Source organism: Aureliella helgolandensis (assembly GCF_007752135.1).
Lineage (GTDB): Bacteria > Planctomycetota > Planctomycetia > Pirellulales > Pirellulaceae > Aureliella > Aureliella helgolandensis.
Genome location: NZ_CP036298.1, coordinates 6,526,111 through 6,543,740, shown reverse-complemented (window position 1 = coordinate 6,543,740; position 17,630 = coordinate 6,526,111). Strand labels below are relative to the sequence as shown.

Sequence of the window (17,630 nt, the reverse complement as noted above, 5' to 3'; positions counted from 1 at the left end):
GAAATGGATGTAAGGACTGATGCGCTTAGCGACGCAGCCTTTCGTGCGGTCGCCAACTGCACCTATGATTGGGAGAGTTGGCACGCCCCGGATGGAAAGCTGGTATGGGTCAATCCGGCCGTGGAACGCATTACAGGATACAGCCAGGAAGAGTGTTTGATGATGGAAGATTATCCATTGCCGATGACGGCGCTGAGTGATCGACCACGCATTGCTGAGATGCTCAACCAAGCCAGAGCGGGAACCTCGCACAACCATTTAGAATATCGGTTGGTGCATCGAAATGGTCAGACGCACTGGATGGCTGTTTCCTGGCAGCCGATGCATAGCCAGCAGGGAGTTCACTTAGGATTTCGCACCAGCGTTCGAGACATTACTGAACGCATCCACATGCGCGAGCAGCTGCGGTTGCACGCCGAGCATTTGGAACAGCTGGTTCAAGAGCGTACGGCGCGGATTGGGCAACTGGAAAAACAGCGTCGTCAGATGGAAAAACTGGCGGCTTTAGGTCAGTTGGCAGCTGGGGTTGCCCACGAAATCAACAATCCGTTGGCGGGCATTCGCAACGCATTTGAGCTCATCAAAGTCGATTTTTCATCACAGGATGATCAATATGAATTGTTGGAATTAATCGACCGCGAAATTGAACGCATGAGTTCCATTGTGCACCAAATGTATCAGCTGTATCGACGCAATCCTCAACCGCCCAATGAGTTTTCGTTTCAACGCATCATTTCTGAAGTCAGCTATTTGTTGCAGAGCAATGCCCGACAGCATCAAGTTCATCTGGACGTGGAGCTGGAGAACGACCCCCAGCTCGTTTTGCTACCTGAAGGCGAAGTGAAGCAGATACTCTACAACCTCATGGGCAATGCAATCCACGCCTCACCGTCGGGTGAAAAAGTGTCGGTGACGGTGGCTTACGATTCGAAATCGGTGTGTGTGCAAGTTACCGATCGCGGAAGCGGCATCGGACACAATGTGCTTCCTCATATCTTTGATCCCTTTTTTAGTACCAAGGGGAATGATCCTCGATCGGGAATGGGGCTTGGTCTGTCCGTCTCGCGAAGTCTGATCGAAGCCATGGGCGGCAGCATTGAGGTCGATACGAAGTTGGGATCAGGCTCGCGCTTCTTGGCGACATTCCCATTGCGCATTGACTCGAATTGGGGGGCATCCGATGGGTAGTGAGCGGGCAATTCGAATTTTGGTGGCGGATGACGAACCGTTGTATTTGCGGACGACCGGAGCGCTGTTGCGCAAAGAGGGGTTCGAGTGTGTGTGCGTGGCAAATGGCGAGTTGGCCTTGTCGGAGCTCAACGCACAGCCCTTTGACTTAATCCTGTCTGATCTCAACATGCCCGGCAACTTTCAGCTTGAGCTGCTCAAGCAGGGGCGCGAGTCGTGGCCACGGGTTCCGTTAATCGTAATTACGGGCGTCCCCTCGTTGCCGACGGCTATTGAGAGTCTGAGGTTGGGGATCGCCGACTATCTGCTGAAACCCGTCAAGTACGGAGATCTGCTGGCGAGTATTCGTCGGGTGCTAGCCACCTCGGCTCACGGACGCTCTGATTTAGCGGATCAAGCTGAAATGCACCCAGATGACCAAGAGGACGCTTCGGGGCCTAACGTATTTCACGATGTGATTGGGGAAAGCCCCTGCATGTTGGAGATCTTTGATGTCGTGTCGCGCGTGGCACGCACCAACGCCAGCGTCTTGATAACCGGGGAGAGTGGCACTGGAAAGGAAGTCTTGGCCCGTAGCCTCCATGCAGCAAGCCGGCGAGCAAGTCACCGGTTGCAGATTATCGACTGCACTGCCATCCCCGAGACCCTCTTTGAATCGGTGCTGTTCGGGCACCGCAAAGGCTCATTTACAGGAGCCGTCAACGACCAAAACGGCCTGCTTGGGATGAGCGACCAAGGAACGGTGTTCTTTGATGAAATCGGTGAGCTCCCGACCGAATTGCAGGCCAAACTGCTGCGGGTCATCCAGGAGCAGACGTACACACCCGTAGGGATGCAGGTTCCCATTCAAATCGATACCCGATTTGTGTGTGCGACGAATCGAGATTTGGAAATGGAAGTCAATGCCCGGCGATTCCGACGCGATCTGTTCTACCGTTTGGCCGTGGTCCATATTGAACTCCCCCCGTTGCGTGAGCGGCAGGGAGATGTCCGCTTGCTGGCCGATCACTTTCTGAAACTGCTGCGTCCAGCGGGGTCTAAGATTACAGGATTCACCGAGGCAGTGCTGGAAAGTTTTGAAAGGTATTCCTGGCCCGGCAACATTCGGGAACTGAGGAATGTGGTCGAACGGGGATTGGTGTTGACGCGAGGTGAGCAAATCGACGTTGCCGACTTGCCCCACTCGTTCCAGAAAAGTGTCTCCATCGAGCACGCGATTGCTGGCGATTCCGGGCGGGGCGAGCTAGGGCAAGTCGAGCCAGAGCAAGCCACTCTGCATGCTGTCATGGAAGGGGCGGAAATGCGCTATTTGCGGATGTTGCTTGAGGAGCAGCAGGGGAATGTATCCCAGGCGGCCGTTCAGGCAGGTATGTCACGGCAGGGGTTGCACAAGTTGCTCAAGAAGCATGGTATCAACGCCGCAGAGTTCCGTAAGTAGCTCTAAGATTCCCTGGTGGGAGGGGCGGAAAATCGGCGTCCTCCGTTGACCGCAATCGACTGCCCGTTGATGAAGGCTGCGTCGGAGGAGGCCAGCCAGCGGATGCAGCAGGCTACATCCTGCGGAGTTCCCCAACGCTGGAGCAACGATTCGTTGGTGGCGCGTTGAGCCCAGTAGTCGGACGCTTGCTCGACACCCCAGCTAGTCTGGATCCAGCCCGGGCAGACGCAGTTCACTCGAACCCGTGGGGCGACAGACATGGCCAAGGCGCGGCTGAAGGATTCGATCGCAGATTTAGTCGTACAAAAGAGCTGCCCTGGTTCCCCTTCCATCCCCAGACTCGCTTGGTCCCAGCCGATATTGGTGATGGATCCGCCCGTGATGGAGCGATCGGCGAGTTCTTGACACACGAGGCGACAGAGGCGAATCGTACCGCAGACGTCGACATTAAGTAGCAACTGCAAGCGTTCTTCGAAGGGCTGGCTCGATGAGGAGCCGGTCAGGACATCGGCACCGGCGTTGTTCACCCAAACATCGACGCTCCCCTGCCAAGCAAAAGCGGCTTGGACCAGACTTCGGCAAGCCGCTGGGCAAGCGATGTCAGAAGTTATGCAGCGCAGCCTAGCTTCAAGAGTATCTGCGTCGCGTGGAGAGGGCAGCGCTCGAATCCGATTCGCCGTCTCTTGGAGCCCGGCCACGTTTCGATGGGCATGCAGTAGGACCGAGTATCCGTTCCTAGCAAACTCGAGCGCCGTTTCCCGGCCGATGCCCGACGAACTTCCAGTAATGACGGCAACCGGCATGGGACCACTCCGCTCCAAGTTTTCACGGTGCATCGAAACTCGCTATCGCGCGGATAGCGTATTGCGATGGGGAGATCTGCAACGCTACGCAATGCCACCAGCATGCGTGGTGAGGAATCCTAGGGGAAGGCCCCGGGCAGGCAACAAAAGAAAGCCGCAGCGTTTCCACTGCGGCTTTGCAAGCTGACATGCCGGGTGTGGCAATCAGGATTTTGGAGTGAAAGTTACTCCGGTATCATCTGCCATCTCGACTCCGCGCCTCGAACGTTTTGCCGAGGTGGAGGGAGTCGTCAAGCTGAATACAAGTCGCCGGTTGTGAGACTAGTAGATGGAGCTCGCACCTGTGTCAGGATTGCCGCACATGTGGAAGTGGTTATGGTCGATGTACAAGACCTCTGCCGATTCTTTGTCTTCCAGCGTGTATGGAACGGGCCAGCCGTTGATCGTACGCTCTTCAAAGTATACCGTGCACTTGTAGTGTGCGTGGTGTAGGCTGGCCATTCCAATCAATGGAATGAACCTTGGCGGGTCAACGTAGTCAGAGATTTTCTCTTTGACAATCTTGACGTTGTTGCGTTGCTTTTCATGCAATAGCGGCAGACCACCTCGAACCGGACGAGCTCGCTCCAAGGCTTGCATAACCTCGTCGTCACTCGGCGGATCTAACGCGATGGCTGGACCACCGGCGGTGATTGGGCCAATAATGGGGACCCGTTCGTAACGCTCATGGTTGTGGAACTCCAGTTCCTCTTGGTCCTGGAAGTATGGACTGATGGGAACCGGGATAGCCAATGGCCCCAGGTTGACCCCCTGCGTGATGCCGATGCATCCTGTTGACGCGACGAGACTCGCCGAAACGAGCAGGCCCAAAATCTTCTTTTCGAATGTTAGTAACATCGAACGATCCCTCGTATCGATTCAGTGTGCAGGAAACGTTAGTCAGCCCAGTTGCCCACCCGGCTATCCATCCATCCAGACTGCCGTCGCTTCCCAAATGCTAATTCAGGAAGCCACGAAAGAAATGGGGCTGCTTGTCTCCGATGTATAGGAGTTATCGTTGTTAAGGTGCGCAGAACTTGCGGGTTTTTAGTATTTTGCCAGCGGAAAACTCGGAATGAACGTCATTGCTAGCATTGAAAAATCAATAAGAAATGCGTGGGGCGGTGCAAATGGCCCAGCCAGGCTCGCGGGGCTGGCCTCAGCCGCCGTTGCCCCTACCTCGTGCGGGATCGAACGGGACCGGTCGGCAGGTCACTGCTGAGCCGCGGTGCGGTCCGCTCAGACGCCACCGGGCTCTGTCCCCTACTCTCCTCTGGGCTCTGTCCCCATGGCACCAAGGCTCCCCTAGTCTGTCCCCATGGCTCCCCCAAGGCTCTGTCCCCCCTCCTTGCTATGGCACCATACGTCCTGCTCCCCCTCCCTTGCTGGCCCTTGGGAATCAGGCCCTTGAAAATCCCTGGGGCGGCGAGTGACAGGTCGTGGAGTAGCTTTCACGTCTGCCAAACTGCCACGGGCAGGCTGAATTCCTAGGATCTTGCCCGAATTCGACGGTCTGAGCTTTCCAGTGATTTTCTACAACCTGTTTCGAGACTGTGTGGTATCGGAAAGCTGGAGTGTGGGCTGCGGTGGTGGTTCGAGGCCCGAGCCCAGCCCGCGGCTCGGAACGACACGCCTTGGTAAACGTTGACCGAATTCAGGGGGCTCTCACGCTTCAACGAAAAAAGGCCCAAGTTGCATTGCTGCGACTTGAGCCTCTTCCGTGATGTCAAGCGTGGAGGGTCATGCCACACTTTCTCAATTCAATTCTTCTCAAACCTCAACTCAGCATCCAACTTCTCGCGAGAGTTACTTGCTGGTGAAATCTAGGTACCACAGTCCATCGTCCCATTCCAAGGCAACTTTACGCCATCCCAAGGGAACTTGTGGGTAAGGGTAGAATGGTCCGATGTACGGCCAAGCGGAAGGACTGTACTGCTTAGGATAGGTAACAGCCGCGTAGTTTGGGCTAGCTGCGTAGCTAGGCCAAGCGTAGTTTGGCATGTTTGGCTGGTCGTAGCGGGGTGCACCGGCTCCATAGGAAGCTCCAGCACCATTCATTGCAACAGGAGTCGCCATGACATGACCGCCACCGGCAGTTGAGCTAGCAAATCCAGATTGAGCAAACGGTTGAGGTCCGCCCGAGCCGCCTGCAACCGGCATGTTGGAGCCAGGGATTGGAGCAGGAACGCTGCCGGTGGAAGCGGTGCGAATTGCTCCCGATTCGGCGACGGTGATATCATCCACGACACGGGCTACGCCGCGTGTACGCCGAGCGATATCGAGTACATGAGCCTTTTGGTCTTCGTTGGCAACGGAGCCACGCAGCCAAACGTCACCGCTAACGGTGCTAACATCGAGTTCAAAGCCACGCAGCATGCCGGCGGCCTTGGACTGTTGCAATTTGGCGATGACCGAATCGGTGACTGCCAAGTCTTGCTGGGATGGTTTAGTGCTGACCGAGTTGGTGGACACAGTACGCACGGGGTGTTCAACGACTGGGCGAGCCACTCGTGAACTGGCTGGAGCGGCGTCGCGTTTGACCCGCAGGTCGGTGACGAGGTTATCTTCGCCCACCGATTGAGCAGCGGTCGTGGTGACCAGCGCCAATTGCGATGGTGAAGCCACTTCGCCGGATAGGTAAACGATACCGTCTTCGACCTTGAGGTCGATATCGAAACCCTTGAGTGCACCAGCAGTTTTGTGCTGTTGCAGCTCGGTCATAATGGATTTGGCAATCTCACGGTCGCCACCGAACGCCCAAGCAGGCATTGCGGCGGTCACCGAAGCGATTACCACGCCAAACAGAAATCGTCGCATTGGAAACCCTCCTACGAATCACTGTCGAGTGTCCACAATCTGGCTTCCTGCCTGTGCCACGGAAGCGGTTTATAGACCGTTGCGTGGCGGCAGAAGGGTGCGGGAGATAGTGGTGCTACCCCAAGCTGTTCGAGCAAATCGCAAGGCGACAACCAATGCGACTCACACATTTCTCAACTTGGTAAAAGTAAGTCAAAAACTGTCTGCGCCCAGAGAGGGGATGACGTCACGGCGAAGATTCACGTACCGGTCTCAGAGTTCAGCGATGCAATGGGATTGCACCGCTGTGGCTCTAAGTACGGCAAGAATCTCCAGTCCGCGTGCGACAAGGCCCCCCTTGTTTGCAGTTGGACTTGAAAACTTTCCGAGAGTGTCCGTGCTCCACGCCCTAGGGCTTGGACCGCGGCTTGTTCCCGGTCATTTAACAAGTTCTTCCGGGGATAGTATTCGGCAGGGAGATGTGACTCTGGTAAGGTTTTTTCCAATTTTGCCGGTCTAAACAGAAAATCCACATGCTCGGAATGGTCTGCATGTGCTTGTGCGGCCTGGTAGCGTTAAGCTGCGAAAACTTTGCGGATCGTAGGGCCGACCGGAGAGTTGCCAGTTTAGGGCTTCGTAAATTTGCGGAGCCAGCCACTGACACTAAACAAGAGGGAGCCCCCCACGAAGATGGCGGCTGCAATCGCTCCGATCTTGGGCTTGCTCGCCCAGAGGATCAAGATGACTACTAGAATCAGGAGCGTCGAAGCTTGGACGTTCTGCCAACCGATGCGTTCCAGCTGCGGGGCGGCCAGCCACCAGATCCCCAACACCACTCCAATTTTCAAGAGCATGCCACCCATGTAGTCCTGGCTCGCTCCTGAGGAAAAAGGGAGGTAGTCGATGAGCATACCGCCGGCCAATAGAAGGACTGCAAAAAATGCTAGCAGTGCCCTCCGCCAACGAGTGGCTGGGGTGGAGGAGATCTTTTGCTTCTTCCGATTCATAACCGCCCCAGACCTTCCAGCCAGCGTGTTAGTGGTGCGGCAGGAATCGATTCCAGCGATCCGGTTGGGAGTTTGGGAGCATCGACAACGATGGCCGAGTAGCCCAGGTCGCGCAGTGACTTGGCCGTGTTGTTCAAGTCGGAGGGGGTGCCGAGCAGCAGGAAATCGAGCGAACGTAGCGGGGCGTTCTCGACGCGCAAGCCAATATTCTTCAGTTCGGTCCCCAGTGTCGCCACGCCAGTCACGCGGCCAACCTGCGCTGCCGCAGCCACCAGTGCCAGTTTGCCACCCACTCCTATTCCACCTAAAACAATGCGTTGCTTATCGAGTTCGTAAGCGTTTTCAAGCTTGCCCAAAATGCGAGCAGCCAAGTCGACTTCCTCCCGCGACCAACGACGCGGGTCCCCGGAGTTGAGCACGGCGACGATCCAGCCCTGGCTGGCGCAAAATTCTTGCCAGTAAGCTTGGGCTTTTTCTTGGGAGAGGTCGCCCGGCTCAGGGAAGAGGATTAGCAGCCCGAGGGGACGGGCATTCGATGCGAGCGGTACAACGGCATAGGCTGTATTGGGAAAGTCCCCGAGCGAAATCTCAGCAATCTCCACAACCTTCTCCGCAGATGCGTCCGGCTGCGGTGTTTCCTCTTGGTTGGGGGACGCTGGTGTCTTGGAGTCGCCCACAGCAGTCAGGGATTGGGGAAGCGCGGGGGCCAGCTCGGTTGGCCAGAGGGCAGGCAGAAGCTCAATAGTTTGCGGTGGCCCCATTTCTTCAGTGCCGTCAGCTTTGGTGCCCTCTGCTTCGTTGGGGGCGGCCACTTCGAAGATAATTGGGGTGTCCAGTTCGGCTACAGCGATGATCCTACGCAAATCTTGGCGGGAGGGCATTGCTTGTTGGTTGCAGCGAAGGATGCGTTGTCCGACTTGCAATGCTGAGCTGGCGGCTGGCGAGTCGGGCTCGATCGCAGCAATAGCGAACGCTGGTTGGCCCTGCTCTGCCGGCAGGTCGGCCAGTCGGAGTCCTAGGTAGCGGCGGTAGTAAACTGGAATCTCCTTAGCCAACTCACACTGGTATTCCTGGACTTGGCCCTGGCGAAGAATTGAGAATTGGAAGGTTTGGCCCGCATCGAGTGGCCCGAGGGCGTTCTGCAGATGGGCCAACATCTCTACCGGCTTCCCCGCCGCTGCAACCAGCTGATCCTGTGCCATGACTCCCACCTTGGCAGCCGGGGAGCCTGGGGTTGCGCCGGAGATCACCACGGGACCAGCCAGTTCGTTGGTGCTATCCGAAACGATGCCGAGCTTGCCACTGTAAATGTCTTCCCCGCTCTGCATTTGTTCGAGTCGGGCCAGTACATCTGCAGCTGGAATTGCAAATCCGATCCCCGAGTCATAGAGCTCTGCGCTGTCTCCTTCAAGGAAAGTCCCTGGAGCTATTGGGGAGAGGATTCCCAGTACGCGCCCCCCCAAATCGATCAACGGGCCTCCATAGTTGATCGGCGAGACTTTGCAGTCGACCTGGAGTGCCTTGCCATAGGCCCGGCCACGGGCACTCACGATGCCGACGGATTCGGACACGAATTTTTCGTCGTATGTCTTACCTAAAGCGATCGCCCACTGTCCGACTTGGATCCCCTCGGAAGTTGCGAACTGCGGCACTGGAAGATTGTTCGCATCGATCTTGAGTAACGCCAGATCGCGGCTGAAATCTCGCGCGACAATTCTGGCGGCGGCGCGTTTGCCGTTCGGAAGGACGACTAGGATGGAGGCGGGTTGTTCCCGGAAACTAAACAGACTGGTAATAATCCACCCGTCTGCCGCTACGATGGTTCCAGTCGTTGGCCCGGCCGCCTGCAATTCCTCACCGGCGCGTTGTCCACTGCCGAAGGTTTGAATCTGGACGACAGAACTAGATACGGCATCTGCGGCCGCGCGAAATGCGGCTTGTTCGCGCTGCACTAGGTCTTGCGCGGCTAGCGGTGGACCTTGCAATGGCATGCAACTGATTGCAATGCTGGCGATGGAAAGGATGAGGCGGGGGGCAGCCATGGCTCGACGTGCTTTACTGTTGGCTTTACTGAGGAGTCAAAATGATTTCTTTGAGTTCGCTGCCACGCTGAACGAGCAGGGAGATTTCATCACCTCGGTCGAGGTATTTCAATTCGGAGTTCAACGCCGACTGAGAAACGACACGGATGGAATTGACGAACAAGATGAGATCGTCGTTTTGCAAACCGCCGTGGGCTGCAGGAGAATCGGGATGGATCATGTCGACATAGGCAGGGGTCTTGGCAAGGACATTGGGAACCATGACTACTCCCAATTTCCCCAAATCGACAGGGCGATCGGAGGGGGAGCGGGTGGCGTTGGTTCGCGCAATGGCCTTTCCAGCGATAAGATCTTGTACCGAGGCACGCAATTGAGCAATCGGGATTGCGTAGTTCAACCAGATGTTAGCCTCGCTATCTCGCAATTCTTTACCTAGCATTCCGACCAGCTGGCCCTGAAAGGTTATCAAGGCACCACCAGCGGCGCCCGGATTATTCGTCATGGCGTCAATGATGGCGACTGGACCTTGGTAGACCGAGGGAAACGAACCGCGTCGGGCGTTCAGCTCGGTGCGCGCCATGATCACACCCTTTTGGATGCTGGACATTTCGCTGCCAGTCGCGATGCCAAACAGATTGCTGAGGGCCAGGACTCGATCTCCGATCTGCGGTTCCGTCGCTTGATTGAGGTCGAAGTAGTGCTGCGTTGGTTGCCCCGTAGCAAGGATGGCGATTTCCAGATTGGGGTCGATGCCCTGAACTTCCGCTTCAAAGCGGCTTCCATCGCTAGCGATGGCGACGACTTTCTCAACATCCAGAACCGTACTCCACACCGTGAGTATATGGCCTTCCGCCGACACCAACATACCGCTTTGGTAGGCATCCAAGCCGCGGAAGCCCCCTGCCCCATAGAGTTTGACGGTTTTCAACTCTGCGGAAACAGCCACCTCATTGACGCTACCGAGCTGTTGGGGCTCGTCGCCGCGCAGCGGTGCGACAGGGGCGATGGCAAGCCACAACACGCTGCAGCAGCCCAGCCACAGTCCAGGCTGTTGGGGCTTGCGAAATAGAATCGAATCGTCAGCCCGCGAGCGGAGGCGACTTGGGATATTCATGGCAAGGCCTCGGCGGGAGCGGTTGGAGTGTCGGTAATCGCCAACGACTTGAGTTCCATAAGCAGCAGCGGTTCGGTTCCATATTGGAGACGCAGTCGCGTGGGGAAGTTGAGCTGCGAAGCTTCGCCTTCACGAGTGAGTTCTAGCGGGGCCACTTGGTCGATGTAGACTTCAACGGGATCCTGTCCTGCATCCCCAAAAACTTCGATCAAGCTTGGCAAGCCCGATTGGCTGGTAAAACTCATACGAACCTTGGCGTCGTACCACAGCGTCTGCAAGACCTCCATGCGGGGCTGTTCCTTGAGCTGAGTATCGCGGCCCATATACACGGGGATTTTGCCGAGATAGATCGTATCCCCCAGGAGTTGAGGACCGTTTTCGACATACTCCTTGAGGGCGCGAAGGGCTACGACCAAACCTCCCTCATTGCGTTTTCCCACGATGTCAGCGACCGAGTCGGATTCGTTGGTTGCCAGTACTCGGGAACCAATTTTCAGCTTGGCCGCCGCTGCTCCCAACTCGACTTCGATGGGGGTGGGTTCCCCCGCTAGCTGGCCTGAAAGTTGCCATGTTTGGGCAGCGTCGGCATCCTCAGAGCGAAGTACACTAGCTTGCGTCTGGGTTCGTTGCCAGATGGCGTTTTGCTGTTGAGCATTGAAGTAGTAGTTTGCAAAACCCTCGCGCGGCACAATCATCGACTTGGCAAGCTTGTTGGTATCGAGGGGAGACTCCTGGCCGTTTTTCGATGCTGGGGAATCCTCGTCGTCTGTGGGCAGCTCGCTTTTCTTCTCCTGGGTATCCTGCTCGCTCTCTGACGGTGTTTCTTGCGAGTGTGGATCCTCCTTCCCGCCTAAGCCAGAGCTCACGAGTTCTGCCAACTCTTGATCGGTATGCACGCCATCCAATCGAATTAGCAGAGTGCGTCGTTGCGAATCGCGGCGAATCTCCAATGGGACTCGCCAGTCCTTGGGGAGCGTTCCCAGGATGTTCTTAAAGCGATTGGTGGTACGCACCTCGCGGTTCGCCAGCTCAAGAATCTCATCTCCGTACCGCAAGCCGCGGCGATAGGCATCACTGCTACTGAGAATATTGCTGACAACAACTCGGCCGACATCGTCGGTAGAGACTGTGGCGCCCAGGGTTGCATGGTCGACCAGTCTTCCACTGGCTAGCATCTCTTGGAAATATTCGAGCTGGCGTGCACTGATGGCGTACCCTACCCCGACGTTGACTCGACCGCGTTTCTCAAACGAGCAACGCCCGTTGATGCCGATGATTTCTCCCGCCAGATTGAACAGCGGACCGCCCGAGTTGCCTGGGTTGATCGCAGCATCGGTTTGGAGGCAATCGGCATATTCCAAGAGGGTGCCAGCCGGGTATTGATAGCGATTTATACCACTAATAATGCCCATACTGATCGACGGTTGCAAGTTGGTGGCCAGTACAAAGGGGTTCCCCGCTGCAAAGCACCACTGGCCGACACGGACGGTGGAGCTGTCCCCCAGAGGCGCCACGGGGAAGTCCTCTCGTCCCCAAAGCCGGATCAGGGAGACGTCTCCGGTGGCATCCACACCGACGATCACTGCGTCATAGACGCGGCCGTCATTGAGTCCGCAACGCATGAGATCACCACAGGCGCTGGAAACATGGTAGTTGGTTAACGCGAATCCGTCCGGTGTGATCAGAACTCCGCTTCCCCCGCCTCCGCCGTCTGGCCCGAATACCGCCACCGTTGCAGCGGCACACCTTTGCATGACCTCTACTCGCAGTGCCTGAGCGGCCAGGACGTCTTCATCAACTGGAATCTCAGCCATCGAGCTGCTTGCGAGTACTAGCTGCAGCAATAACGCGATGCAGAGGGGGATTACCCGTGAAAGTCCCGCTTTGCAGGACGGAAGTTGCAATCCTGCGGGGGGAAGGAGGTAAGTGGTCGCCGGCGAAGGTTTAGCAGTCACTGCGGGCCTCGAAAATGTGACGGAAAGGCAATTCGTACATGTATTTCGAACGATCCTGGTTCGGTTGGGAGGGGCGAGTTCGAGGGATGCCTCGAATTGTTGCAGCTACTGCAACAAGCGGATGCCCTCCCAGACTACCGAATTGCCGAGCGGAGCGGCCGACGCCGATTCAACCACCAATTTAAGGCGTTGGCCGGGCTGCACAGCGATTTCAAAGGGCTCTACTACCCCGATGCGTTTTAGTTTTGTCTCCCACACCAGCTTATTCTCTACAAAAAGTTGCGCGTCGCAGGGGGTGGCTCGATCTCCATGCGGTGTCAAACGCGCGGCACCGGCTAAGCGGCTGTAGCCATCCGGCACGCGATAGGTGAGAGTGCTGGCACCGAAAAACTGGATGCTGGGGATCGCCACACGGCTGTCGTCCAGTTGGAATTCCATCGCTTGAGGGCCCAGCAACAGGTCTGCACCCGGTATCGCAATCTTAAAAGGGCGTGAATCGGCCACCGTCCTTTGGCTGTTTTGCAACTCCGCTAGATAGAGGCTGCTGTTAATCTGGGGGACTATGGAGCTGAGGTACGCCAGGGGAAGCTTGACCTCTCCTCCACCGAGCAATTCCAGCTGCAATTCGTGGGCAGTCGGTTGAACGGACAAGCCCGTGACTGCCCAGGCGTTGCCAGCCAGATCGTGCACACTGGCTGTTACTTTCCTTTGTTGAGCTTGCTGGTTGCTAAAAAATTTGACGCCAGCCAGCTTATCGAAAGGTACCACGATCTTCTGGCCGCTGAACTCAAATTGCACCCCTGCGGAGGTAATCTCAGAGACAAGGCCTTCGATGGCATCCAATTTTTCTTCAGGACGCAGCAGAATGAGCCCGTCGAGTGAACGCTGTACGTTGGTCAACTGCTGCCAAGGCGGCAACTGAGCTGCAGAGAGTTCCTGGAAACGAAGCGTTCGCACAAGTTTAGTGGGGAAACGTACGGTGGGGCCGACAGGCAATTCTCCCTCCGCTTTTTCAATCCCTGGCAGCTCTACCGCCAGTTCCTCACCGTCGCTGGTAACTGCATTAGCTGCGATGACCGTTCCATCGAGCAGCTCGACCCAACGCGTTGCAGGTGAAGCGGTTTCGGGCAACGGATCGGAGAATTGAATGGACGCGACTTCGTCGAGCTGAAGAGTTCGCGCATTGCTGTCTTGCTGGAGGTGGAGTCCTTGCGAGTCCAAGGAGAGCAAGACTGCGTTAAACGTGGTTTGATCTTCACTCTCGATGACGACGGTGGTGGAGTCGCCGATAAATCCCCAGCATGCCACTAGGAGGTACAGAGTAAACGCAACCATGCATCAATCCAGATTGAAACCAAAAATAAAACGGACCGAACCCAGCCCACTTTTCTTGCATCATTCTATACATGATAGCCCTAAACTGCGGATCGGGGCGGTGGAGGGAGAGCTTCTTTCCGCATGAGGGGCCCGATCTGGAAGTATCCCAAAGATTTCCGTTCCTAGTGGTGAAAAAATTCAATGGACGTGTTGCAAGAATCCGAAGGAGTTGGTTAGATAATAGCCGGCCGGGCACAACGCCCGATGCTCAATGCAGGCCGCCCCAACTAGGTGCTTTACAGTGCCTCGAATTTGGGGTGTCCGTCCATCTGGAGAGGTGGCTGAGTGGTCGAAAGCACTTCATTGCTAATGAAGCGTTCGGGTCAAACTGAACCGCAGGTTCGAATCCTGTCCTCTCCGCTCTGAAAAGCTACAAAACCCTGGGGGAACTCGCTTTCTCCAGGGTTTTCTAGTGTCATTTGCGAGTCTGTGCGAGGGAATGCGGAACCTTGCTGTGTCGTGTTTTGTGTTGTTTTTGAGGTCGCGCGCGTCGTTTCTGTAGCGCGCTCAAAGTCGCTTTCCGTCACCAGTAAATAGGACTTTTGGGCAATCCGTGGCGAGTTCCCAAGCCAAGAGCAAACCACGTGTAGGGGGAACTCCCGTTCCAACTCGGTTTGCCGGCTTGCTCGCATCGAATGGAATAAGCGTTTCCAAGGGGTTAGGCCGGATTTACGTAGGATTCGCTCAAACTGTGTCCGAAGGTTGGCGTTCTTCCAACCGTCGGCCGTATTTGCGGCTCGCCTGTAGCCCTCATGGTCAACTACGAATTCCTCCCCTTCCCTGGCTTGATCCCAAGCCTTTTCGAGGAACGGCCGAAGTTCGGAAAAAATGGGGCAAGTTCTGACTCCACGACCGCTGTGGTGCTCGACCTTGGGTTCAGTAACTGCCATACGGCCCTTTTCCCAGTCGATGTCCGCCCACCGCAGCGAAAGCACTTCGGAAGGGCACCGCAGGCCACCAAAGCGGCTTAGAGCGATAATCGTTGACCAAGTTACGTCACAATAGGGCACTACCTGGGAAATCCATTCCTTGGGAACGTGTACGTTGCTAATGGCACTTCCGCCAGTGGTCTTCACTTTGGAAAACGGATTCGTCGGGATAATCTCCCAGTCGACTGCATCCGTGAAGAACTGCCGTGCAAACCGAACGCGTTTATCAACCGTTGTTTCTGCCAAGCGTTTCTTTATTGCAAGGTGGAAGGCTTTGGCATGTCCCACTGTTAATTCGACCAGCAGCAAGTCTTTCGGAAGTTCGCGTTTGAGATCCCGGATTACTTGCCGCCACACTGCCCGAGTGCCTGGCTTCCGGCTTTCGCCATGTCTTTCCATGTAGCCATCCAAAAACGCATGGACGGTTTGCGTACTAGCTGGCCGGCTTTCCTGAGGTCGAACCAAACCAACACGCTCGAATTTCTTGCGAATTGATGGATCGACAGAGCCCAACCATGCTGAGTCATCTCTGTTAGGCTCATTGCCTAGCATTTGGGCTGATACCAAGCGTTCAACTAGCTTGCAGATCGACTTGGCGTCACTGTGCAATTCTTTGCCAAGGTAAACGGTCTTACGATTTCCATCGCGATCGACAAACAGAATGCGGCGTTTTCCGCTCTTTAGCTCGCTGATGCTAGCCATAGATACAACCTCTCAAGTTGTTCTCGAATAGAAAGCACGGCAGGCGATCGAGAAAATCGCTGTTCGGGAGCTACCCTAGCCGCGTAGTGGATGTTACTGAATGCAAACGCCCTAGGCTAGTGTTAGCTGGCTATTGCGGCTTGTTTGGCTTCCGCGGTGATGCCCCTGACGGTAGCCAAGACTTCTTGCCGTTGCTCGCCTGTTAAACATGGCCAGAGGTTTGCCAATTCATCAAAACCCGCATCTGTCGGCAGCGTACCGGCGCGAAGCTCTGAAAAGTTGGACTCTGGGCCGCCATACTCGAGCGCGTAATCTGTTGCGTCCACTTCCCAGCACAAACGCTTGGCCATTATCGTCAATGCTTGAGATGCTTCAAAGTTCGTTGCGAACTGCCACGCGTGCCGCAGCTCGTGTGCAATGGTGTTTAGGTAGTTACAGTCGGGACCGCCAGTAAAGTGAATCGAATCAAATTCAATGCGTGACTGTGTTATGTCTATTCGTTTGGTAATGGCCAACGTGTAAGGCGTGGTATCAATGGGCATGTCTCGCCACTCAACTGCCTTTAGGTTCGTCGCGATTGCGAAGCGATCGTCTTCAGGAAGTCGGCCCCAAACCTCTCGAAAGCATCGAACAAACTCATGCAAGCCGGCCTGCGTCCTCACTTCAATCGGGATGTTATCGATCAACAGCATCGTGCAGCCTTTGCGATGCGAGTTCGGTTTGCAGCTTCCGGATTTCGCGAAGCTTTTGGAAATCTTCCCGGCGTGTTCGGTCTTCTTCATCCATTTGGGCGCGGATCATACGTTCCTTTCGCCAAACGAGTTCCGCTTGTATTTGCAAAGGCGTAAGTTCGTCAATTGGCCGTTGGAGCGTACCAATCACAGGTTGCGCGTCGACGTTTGCATTTTCCTGGGCTTCCATTTGGCTTCTCCATTCCTGCATTTGGGGACTATCAAACCGATTGCAATCGGAAGTTGAAAATTGAACTGCCTGCAACGCCGAATAATGAGCGCGTGGGAAAACGCTTCGGCTGCCTGGGATACGATGGTAGTTGTTAAGCATTTTGGAATTGTTATGAATGTGAGAATGTTTGCAGTCAATCGACTGCCTAAGTAAGTTCGCGTTGTCATGTGCAACGAATTGTTCTTACTCGGAAGTCGTTGCGGATTCTTCCTCGATAGGCGTTGGCGGCGGTGGCGCGGGAGGCACGAAAGGAATTAGCTCCCTCCAATCGTAACCCTGCTTTTCGCACTCTGCCCGCAAAGCACCTTCGACGTAGCTTTTGGGCTTACGTACGTCTCGTGCCTTTATTCGCGTTACGATTTCCGACATCATGCCTGGGGAGATTGCAGCAGCGATGATGCTCACTCGCCAAACAAACTCTCGGTCGAGCGCTGGCGCGGCATTGAAAAGGTTTCTAGCTGACACCAATGGATCGTCAGGAAACTTCCCTCGCTGAATACTCTCCGCCGCAGCCCTAGCAGCAGCTGAGATGGACTCCTTTCCGATCGTCTCGACTCGACTCGACTCCGTACCCGAGGGCTCTGGGGGTACTTGTGGACTTGTCGTGGAGTGGTAGCCGATTGGTACGGGACTCCCACGCGAATCTAGTGGGCCATACCGATAGGTTGGCTTGTCTATTTTCTGATGGTGCCACCCCGTAACCTGCCAAAAATGCTTGGATTTATGCTCGTATTCGACGATCAAGTCAGTATTGATCAGTTCGGCGACTAGCGATTCCATAAATTCAGTGCTGAACGAATCTGCAGGAAAGCATTCCATTTTTAACCGCTTGGCTGATGCGGGGTGACGACCAGCATCGTCACAGTGTGCCCACATCAAAATGAAAAGTAGTCGCGCGGTTGGCGAGCACTCGGCGAGTTGTTCCGAAGTGCAAAATTCGGGTTTGATAGATCGGATTCTAGCCATTGGGAAAACTCCCCTGCGGGCGACAATCCGACTTGTCCGCAGTGGCTAGATTAGCCGGCATGGCGAGCAATCTCCTCGTAAGAAGATAACACTAGTATGCATCCTGATCCGCCGGCAGTGCTGCGCCGCCGACTTCGTAGCTCTACCAATTCGCCATCTCGTAGCATGGCCAACACCACAGAGCAAATAGAACTCTGTTGGCATTGCATCGTTTGGGATAGCTCATGGCGTGTTAGGCCATCGCGGCCCGCAGCTGCGAATGCACTGTAGGCTGTGTCTCGGCGCTCGCAATGGTATTCCCGCGATTTCCG

General features: G+C 55.7%; 14 protein-coding genes and 1 tRNA gene. 3 read left to right on the top strand and 12 right to left on the bottom strand.

What is annotated here, in order from left to right; genetic code table 11:
* The first annotated feature begins 3 nt into the window (after positions 1–3).
* Positions 4–1,188: a sensor histidine kinase gene (locus tag Q31a_RS22955; protein ID WP_145082944.1), complete on the top strand. Its 1,185-nt coding sequence runs from the start codon at positions 4–6 to the stop codon at positions 1,186–1,188.
* Positions 1,181–2,626 (top strand): sigma-54-dependent transcriptional regulator, encoded by a 1,446-nt coding sequence (locus tag Q31a_RS22950; RefSeq protein ID WP_145082942.1) that lies wholly within the window; start codon positions 1,181–1,183, stop codon positions 2,624–2,626. The genes Q31a_RS22955 and Q31a_RS22950 overlap by 8 nt, the downstream gene beginning before the upstream one ends.
* A 2-nt stretch (positions 2,627–2,628) precedes the next feature.
* Here the strand turns inward: Q31a_RS22950 and Q31a_RS22945 are convergent, their stop codons facing one another.
* From Q31a_RS22945 to Q31a_RS22910, 8 genes are all read right to left on the bottom strand, one after another.
* Positions 2,629–3,462 (bottom strand): SDR family NAD(P)-dependent oxidoreductase, encoded by an 834-nt coding sequence (locus Q31a_RS22945; RefSeq protein WP_197355551.1) that lies wholly within the window; start codon positions 3,460–3,462, stop codon positions 2,629–2,631.
* Between the two features lie 288 nt (positions 3,463–3,750).
* Positions 3,751–4,326, bottom strand: a complete 576-nt coding sequence (locus Q31a_RS22940; protein ID WP_145082940.1) for a hypothetical protein — start codon at positions 4,324–4,326, stop codon at positions 3,751–3,753.
* Positions 4,327–5,274: 948 nt separating this feature from the next.
* On the bottom strand, positions 5,275–6,285 hold the full coding sequence (locus tag Q31a_RS22935) for a BON domain-containing protein (RefSeq protein ID WP_145082938.1): 1,011 nt from the start codon (positions 6,283–6,285) through the stop codon (positions 5,275–5,277).
* Positions 6,286–6,890: 605 nt separating this feature from the next.
* A complete protein-coding gene (locus Q31a_RS22930; protein ID WP_145082936.1) occupies positions 6,891–7,271 on the bottom strand; it encodes a hypothetical protein in 381 nt (126 codons plus the stop codon).
* On the bottom strand, positions 7,268–9,313 hold the full coding sequence (locus tag Q31a_RS22925) for a trypsin-like peptidase domain-containing protein (protein ID WP_145082933.1): 2,046 nt from the start codon (positions 9,311–9,313) through the stop codon (positions 7,268–7,270). Before Q31a_RS22925 ends, Q31a_RS22930 begins: the two co-directional genes overlap by 4 nt.
* A 25-nt stretch (positions 9,314–9,338) precedes the next feature.
* Positions 9,339–10,427 carry a S1C family serine protease gene (locus tag Q31a_RS22920; RefSeq protein ID WP_145082931.1) on the bottom strand — a complete coding sequence of 363 codons (1,089 nt, stop codon included), beginning with the start codon at positions 10,425–10,427 and terminating at the stop codon, positions 9,339–9,341.
* The gene (locus Q31a_RS22915; protein ID WP_145082929.1) at positions 10,424–12,241 is read right to left on the bottom strand and encodes a S1C family serine protease; all 1,818 of its coding nucleotides are present in this window, start codon (positions 12,239–12,241) and stop codon (positions 10,424–10,426) included. The genes Q31a_RS22920 and Q31a_RS22915 overlap by 4 nt, the downstream gene beginning before the upstream one ends.
* Before the next feature lie 246 nt (positions 12,242–12,487).
* Positions 12,488–13,717 (bottom strand): hypothetical protein, encoded by a 1,230-nt coding sequence (locus tag Q31a_RS22910; RefSeq protein WP_145082927.1) that lies wholly within the window; start codon positions 13,715–13,717, stop codon positions 12,488–12,490.
* Between the two features lie 313 nt (positions 13,718–14,030).
* Here Q31a_RS22910 and Q31a_RS22905 point away from each other — a divergent pair.
* Positions 14,031–14,119, top strand: a tRNA-Ser gene (locus Q31a_RS22905).
* Here Q31a_RS22905 and Q31a_RS22900 read toward each other — a convergent pair.
* The 4 genes from Q31a_RS22900 to Q31a_RS22885 all read right to left on the bottom strand — a co-directional run bounded on the left by Q31a_RS22900 (position 14,083) and on the right by Q31a_RS22885 (position 17,319).
* Positions 14,083–15,390, bottom strand: a complete 1,308-nt coding sequence (locus Q31a_RS22900; RefSeq protein ID WP_145082925.1) for a tyrosine-type recombinase/integrase — start codon at positions 15,388–15,390, stop codon at positions 14,083–14,085. The genes Q31a_RS22905 and Q31a_RS22900 overlap by 37 nt on opposite strands.
* A 122-nt stretch (positions 15,391–15,512) precedes the next feature.
* The gene (locus Q31a_RS22895) at positions 15,513–16,082 is read right to left on the bottom strand and encodes a hypothetical protein (protein ID WP_145082923.1); all 570 of its coding nucleotides are present in this window, start codon (positions 16,080–16,082) and stop codon (positions 15,513–15,515) included.
* Positions 16,066–16,311 (bottom strand): hypothetical protein, encoded by a 246-nt coding sequence (locus tag Q31a_RS22890; RefSeq protein ID WP_145082921.1) that lies wholly within the window; start codon positions 16,309–16,311, stop codon positions 16,066–16,068. Before Q31a_RS22890 ends, Q31a_RS22895 begins: the two co-directional genes overlap by 17 nt.
* 225 nt (positions 16,312–16,536) lie before the next feature.
* Positions 16,537–17,319, bottom strand: coding sequence for a hypothetical protein (locus Q31a_RS22885; RefSeq protein WP_145082919.1), 783 nt, complete (start codon positions 17,317–17,319; stop codon positions 16,537–16,539).
* Positions 17,320–17,630: the final 311 nt, after the last annotated feature.

Bases quoted from the DNA above. Each gene is read 5' to 3' on its own strand.
- Q31a_RS22955 (WP_145082944.1), top strand. From the start codon at position 4: ATGGATGTAAGGACTGATGCGCTTAGCGACGCAGCCTTTCGTGCGGTC.
- Q31a_RS22950 (WP_145082942.1), top strand. From the start codon at position 1,181: ATGGGTAGTGAGCGGGCAATTCGAATTTTGGTGGCGGATGACGAACCG.
- Q31a_RS22945 (WP_197355551.1), bottom strand. From the start codon at position 3,462: ATGCACCGTGAAAACTTGGAGCGGAGTGGTCCCATGCCGGTTGCCGTC.
- Q31a_RS22940 (WP_145082940.1), bottom strand. From the start codon at position 4,326: ATGTTACTAACATTCGAAAAGAAGATTTTGGGCCTGCTCGTTTCGGCG.
- Q31a_RS22935 (WP_145082938.1), bottom strand. From the start codon at position 6,285: ATGCGACGATTTCTGTTTGGCGTGGTAATCGCTTCGGTGACCGCCGCA.
- Q31a_RS22930 (WP_145082936.1), bottom strand. From the start codon at position 7,271: ATGAATCGGAAGAAGCAAAAGATCTCCTCCACCCCAGCCACTCGTTGG.
- Q31a_RS22925 (WP_145082933.1), bottom strand. From the start codon at position 9,313: ATGGCTGCCCCCCGCCTCATCCTTTCCATCGCCAGCATTGCAATCAGT.
- Q31a_RS22920 (WP_145082931.1), bottom strand. From the start codon at position 10,427: ATGAATATCCCAAGTCGCCTCCGCTCGCGGGCTGACGATTCGATTCTA.
- Q31a_RS22915 (WP_145082929.1), bottom strand. From the start codon at position 12,241: ATGGCTGAGATTCCAGTTGATGAAGACGTCCTGGCCGCTCAGGCACTG.
- Q31a_RS22910 (WP_145082927.1), bottom strand. From the start codon at position 13,717: ATGGTTGCGTTTACTCTGTACCTCCTAGTGGCATGCTGGGGATTTATC.
- Q31a_RS22900 (WP_145082925.1), bottom strand. From the start codon at position 15,390: ATGGCTAGCATCAGCGAGCTAAAGAGCGGAAAACGCCGCATTCTGTTT.
- Q31a_RS22895 (WP_145082923.1), bottom strand. From the start codon at position 16,082: ATGCTGTTGATCGATAACATCCCGATTGAAGTGAGGACGCAGGCCGGC.
- Q31a_RS22890 (WP_145082921.1), bottom strand. From the start codon at position 16,311: ATGGAAGCCCAGGAAAATGCAAACGTCGACGCGCAACCTGTGATTGGT.
- Q31a_RS22885 (WP_145082919.1), bottom strand. From the start codon at position 17,319: ATGGCTAGAATCCGATCTATCAAACCCGAATTTTGCACTTCGGAACAA.